This window comes from Mesorhizobium sp. P3_A8, assembly GCF_056402995.1.
In genome coordinates this window covers 1-4764 of sequence record NZ_JBFUGI010000035.1, presented here as the reverse complement: position 1 = coordinate 4764, position 4764 = coordinate 1, and the positions used below count along the sequence as shown (strand labels likewise).

Genomic DNA, 4764 nt, shown 5'->3' with positions numbered 1-4764 from the left:
CGAGCGCCGAGGCCGCTCTACGCCTTGCTGACGGAGCAATGCCGCCGTGTAAGGATACGATCCGCTGAACGCCGCCCTTGTTCCGGCGCTCAAGTGCGCGCGAGATCGACGAAATGCTCTGGCCTTGCTTCCATCGATCCCAGAGCTCGGCCTTCTGTTCTGACGTAAACCAGATCCGCGACGTCACCATGCGACACCTCCCATCCTCTCAGATTAAAGGTGTTGCGACGACCGGTTGAACCCACCGCCTGATTTCGGTCATTGACGTAGTCTCTGCCACAGCCTCAAGCTGACATCGCGCGCGATAGCGCTTGCAATCTTATTTGCTGGCGAACGACAACAAACCAAAGGGAGGACGGATGGATGCCCAAGGCCAAAGGTGAGAGCGCTCTCAACCAGGAGCGCGGCAAAACAGAGAAGCTCCTCAAAAAGGTGGGATACACGGCCTTGAAGGAGGCCGGCTTAAAATCCAAGCGACCCGACCTCCCAAACCTCAAGATTGAAAAGCGAGGGAAGTAGCGCTGCCACTCGCGTACTGACCTGCCCGCAAACCTACGGAAGCAGTAGCCATTCTCTCGTTTTGAGGAGTTGCCTGCAAATTAGATTTCTCGGGGTGCGCGGTGCGCGAAGATCAGCGCTCACGAGCAAAAACTGTTTACTTTCGGTTTCAAAACTCCGGACAGCTATGCGCCTCATATCGGACCTTCAGCTCAGATTTGCGGCGGCACAAATCCGGACGTTGTCGCCATCGTGGCAGAGCGTCCACGTGCGATTTCCGGCGCTGCAAGCGGGCCTTTGGGACACGCGCCTATTCAGGCTGCCATGCAGAGACATTGAAGACTGTCCGCGACGCAGCTTGTAGTCGATGATGCCTTCAGAGTTGTGACCAACCCCCGTCGACCGGAATCTCAAGACCGGTCGTGAAGGTCGCGTCGAACGCGAGGAAGAGGACGGCCTTCGCAATCTCCTCTGAAGTGCCGAAGCGCTTCATCGGGATGATGCCGATTGTGTGCCCCTTCACGTGGGCCCGCATCTCCTCCGTGGGAAACACCTTGTCGAGGATGCCAGTGTCGATGGGACCGGGCGACACCGCATTGACGCGGATGTCCTGGGAAAGAAGCTCCACGGCAAGCACCCGGGTGAACGATCGCAGCGCAGCCTTGGCGGCTCCGTAGGTCGCCTGCCCGGGCAGTCCCTTGACGTTGGCGACAGAGGTCGTGAAGACGACTGAGCCGCCCCGATTGATCCGCGGCGCGAGCTTCTGGACCGCGAAAAACGGTCCCTTGGCGTTGAGGTTGAACATCTCGTCGTAGATGGCCTCTGTTACGCCCGCGAAAGGCGTTGGAGTGCTGAAACCGGCGTTGACGAAAAGCAGGTCGATGGTGCCCAACTCGGTCTTCACCTGAGCGGCGAGGGCGTCGATGTCGGTCAACGACCGCGCGTCGCTCGAAACCACGATGGCGTCTTTCCCAAGCTCTTTCCGTGCTGATTCAAGACCCGCCTGCGAGCGACCCGTCACCAGAACCCGCGCGCCGCCCTCGAGGAGCCTCTTCGCTGTCACAAGCCCCATGCCGCTCGTGCCGCCGATAATCGCTACTTTTTTATCTTGGTATCGTTCCATGCGTACTCTCCCTGCGACGCCAAGCGTCGTCAATATATTTTTGAACTGCTTTGTATGATAATACGGCGCAAAGACCACGGTCAAGAAAGTTTTGAACTATTTAGTACAAAACCTTTTTAGGGTCCTGTGGGCGCAAGGGTGCTTGGTTGGACAAGTCGACGCGGGAAACCTTGACGACGGCGAGCCACGCAGCTTCCTGGCTGGCGCGATCGTGGAGGTGTGGTTGTCGCTGCACCTCCATTGGGCCCGAGAACTTCCCTTGAGCCGAGGCGAAGAATTGCCCTGAAACGTCGGTTCCGAACTCTGACGCCTGGAGGTATCGATCGGCCGCGACCTCCGGCGCCTGATTCATGCCGGGAATGAGGTTCACGATCGGAATCATCAGATACCTCACCAAGAAGCCAGCGTTTCGCGCCACGTTGGTGGCGTTCGACGCACCGGGCGAGACAGCGTAGACGGCCATGCCGGAGGGTAGCCTGCGCGCCAGCGCCGCGACCCACCAAGCGATGATGAGCTTCGCGTCGGCATACGCATTGTTGGGCGAATACTTCACGTTCGGACCGTTGCGAATCAGGGCTTCAACAGCGGCGGTTCGGTTACCTTGGAAACTTTTGGCCGCGAAGGCTGGCAGGTCGGTGTACTTGAACATGGGAACGCCCCCGCGGGCAGGCTCCGCACTGGTGATAACGATCCGCGCGTCGGGGCTGAGAAGAGCGGCGCGAAGCAATCCGACAGTCAGTTGATGATGGCCTATCAGCGGAGCCTCAGAAGCCTCAATGCCGGCGGCCGTGATCACGCGCTTCTTACCTGGGACCATCCCGGCATTGAGCAGCAGGAAATCGATCGCCTGACCTTGATTGACCAGCTGGGCGAGCGCGGACTGGACGCTGGCCGGTGTGTCCAACTCCAGCTCCATCGGCGTGAAGATTGATCGTTTGGTTTCCGCAGCGAGTTTGGCGGCTGCTTCCTTGGCCCCAGCCAGGCTGCGTCCGGTGATGATGACCTCGCTCCAGCCCTCTTCGGCAAGAGAGCGGGCTGCTGCATAACCGAGCCCGGAGGTTGCGCCAGTGACGAGTACGATCGAATGTTTCATGGGCGGCTCCTTGGTGAAGGTTAAGGTCGAAGGAGTCCCCGGGTTCGGGGCCGCCTTGTCATTTTTGAACTATTCGATTATATATTGGTGTAAAGACAGTGGTCAAGGAATTTAGAACTAAATGTTTCAAAATGCTGATAGGCCTCGTGGACGCCCACGTAGCTTCGACGAGAGGGACGCGCTGGAAAAGGCGACCCGGGTATTCCGGTCGAAAGGCTACGACGGAGTGACCATTGACGACCTCGTCGCAGGCATGGGTGTGGGACGGCCAAGCCTGTATTCCGTCTTCGGGGACAAGCGGGCGATATTCCTGCGCGCCCTTCGGGCCTATGCCGAAGCGAAGGGCGCCCGCGCTGCGCAGGCGCTCTTCTCGCCGACGACCCTTCGCGATTCGCTCGCCGGCTTCCTAAGGCACGCCGTAGAAAGTGCGACGGAGGAAGGACAAGCGCCGGGGTGTCTTCTGCTGTGCGTTGCGCCGCTCGTGGACGATGCCGAGGTCCGGCAGTTCCTCAAGGACACCGTAGCTGGCGGCATGGCGCTGGTGGAACGGCGATTCTACGACGCAATCAGCACGGCAGAGGTACCGTCTGACTTTCCGGTATCCGCGCGTGCGAGCCAGGTCCTCGACCTGTCGCGCGGTCTGACGATGCGTGCGCAGATGGGCATGCCGCGCAAGATGCTGCTCAAGGACGCAGAGGAAGCGGCCGACTTGGCCCTACTGCCGAGGCGGTGAAATGCGACGACAGAAGGTTGATGTGGCGCTTCATGCCTAAGCGCACCGTCGGCGCCTTGTCACTCTTGGCGTCCTTTTAGTCCCCGGGGTCACTCGTGCCAGCGCCGAGCCGGAGCACTCTCCGGCGGACAGGGACGCCAGGGCGGTCACAGCGCCAGCGCCGCAGCGACCCGTTCCTGGAAATACTGCACTCCCCGCTCATGCCGCCCCGAGAGCGGGCCGGAGCTATAGGCCCCTGCGGCATAGTTTCGATGCGTATCGGCGCAGATGGTGTAGTCCTCGCGTACCACGGCCAGGGTGCCTTGCACAGATTTCGCCCTGCTCTCGGATGCTTCAGCAGAGGTGTCGGCAAAGAAGAAATGGTAGTGCTGGTCTGTGTGATGCGGTGAGGTCGGGTTGATTCGGCTAACGTTCATGCCGCCATCGAAAAGCGACAGCGTCCAGTTCGGCCACATCCAAAGCCATTTGCCGCGATAGAACAGGCCGTCTTTTGGCGGTGCGGTCATCCGGACATAACCGGGATGAGCGGTGGTCTGGAAAGCTTCGAAGTCGATGGCCGCGTAGAACGACGGATGCGTGCCAGGGATGTGGTAGCCCTCGACGAAGTTGTCGGTGTAGATCTTCCAGTTCGCCGCAAAGCTGACAGTGGCCTGATCGGTGGCGGCATAGGTCTCCAACGGCTCGTCCGCCAGTTCGGCGGGCAGAGAGCCAAGTTGATCCAGAAGACTTTCCTTCGGGTCGAGTGCCGCGAAGAGCAGCCCGCGCCATTCGGACAACTGCACCGTCTCCAGCGGCCAGTCCTCGGCGATGATTGCTGGATCCTTGCCATACCACGGGGCCTGCACCAGCCGTCCGGTGTCGGCGTAGGACCATTTGTGATAGGGACAAACGATCAGCCCACATTTGCCCGCGCCATCGGCCAGAAGTTTCGCCCCCCGGTGGCGGCACACGTTCTTAAATACGCGCAAGGTCCCGTCCCGGCCCCGGATGGCGAAGATCGGCGTGCCGGCGATGTCGATGGCAAGGTATTGACCGGACGTCGCGACCGAGCCGACAGGCCCCATGAACTGCCAGGTGTGCGCGAAGATGCTGCTCCGTTCCTGCTGCCAGACATCATCGCGGACATAAAACGACGGGTCCAAGTTCAGGTACTGCACGGGCGGAGTGTCGAGTGGCGGGTGGTCGGGTCGCAAGGTATCTGGCGTCATAGGCTAACCTCAAGTTGCGGCAATCCTGTCGTAAGCGGGGCGACATCGCAAGGCTTTGGCTTTGCTGCGCACAGCCTGTAAGCCGGTGTGCAATTTTGCTCTAACGCAG

At 60.3% G+C, this 4764-nt stretch carries 5 protein-coding genes and 1 pseudogene; 2 read left to right on the top strand and 4 right to left on the bottom strand.

The window, feature by feature from the left end:
• Positions 1 to 190: pseudogene (locus AC1DX4_RS35010) on the bottom strand (IS30 family transposase); the annotation flags it as partial.
• 173 nt (positions 191 to 363) lie between these two features.
• Between AC1DX4_RS35010 and AC1DX4_RS35005 the strand changes: the two are divergent.
• Positions 364 to 519 (top strand): hypothetical protein, encoded by a 156-nt coding sequence (locus tag AC1DX4_RS35005; RefSeq protein WP_477224678.1) that lies wholly within the window; start codon positions 364 to 366, stop codon positions 517 to 519.
• Positions 520 to 874: 355 nt separating this feature from the next.
• Here AC1DX4_RS35005 and AC1DX4_RS35000 read toward each other — a convergent pair whose 3' ends face one another.
• Positions 875 to 1621 carry an SDR family oxidoreductase gene (locus tag AC1DX4_RS35000; RefSeq protein WP_477224677.1) on the bottom strand — a complete coding sequence of 249 codons (747 nt, stop codon included), beginning with the start codon at positions 1619 to 1621 and terminating at the stop codon, positions 875 to 877.
• A gap of 100 nt (positions 1622 to 1721) precedes the next feature.
• The gene (locus AC1DX4_RS34995) at positions 1722 to 2714 is read right to left on the bottom strand and encodes an SDR family NAD(P)-dependent oxidoreductase (RefSeq protein ID WP_477224676.1); all 993 of its coding nucleotides are present in this window, start codon (positions 2712 to 2714) and stop codon (positions 1722 to 1724) included.
• Positions 2715 to 2835: 121 nt separating this feature from the next.
• Between AC1DX4_RS34995 and AC1DX4_RS34990 the strand changes: the two genes are divergently transcribed.
• A complete protein-coding gene (locus AC1DX4_RS34990; RefSeq protein ID WP_477224675.1) occupies positions 2836 to 3447 on the top strand; it encodes a TetR/AcrR family transcriptional regulator in 612 nt (203 codons plus the stop codon).
• Between the two features lie 146 nt (positions 3448 to 3593).
• Here AC1DX4_RS34990 and AC1DX4_RS34985 read toward each other — a convergent pair whose 3' ends face one another.
• Positions 3594 to 4655, bottom strand: coding sequence for an aromatic ring-hydroxylating oxygenase subunit alpha (locus AC1DX4_RS34985; protein WP_477224674.1), 1062 nt, complete (start codon positions 4653 to 4655; stop codon positions 3594 to 3596).
• Between the last annotated feature and the right edge of the window lie 109 nt (positions 4656 to 4764).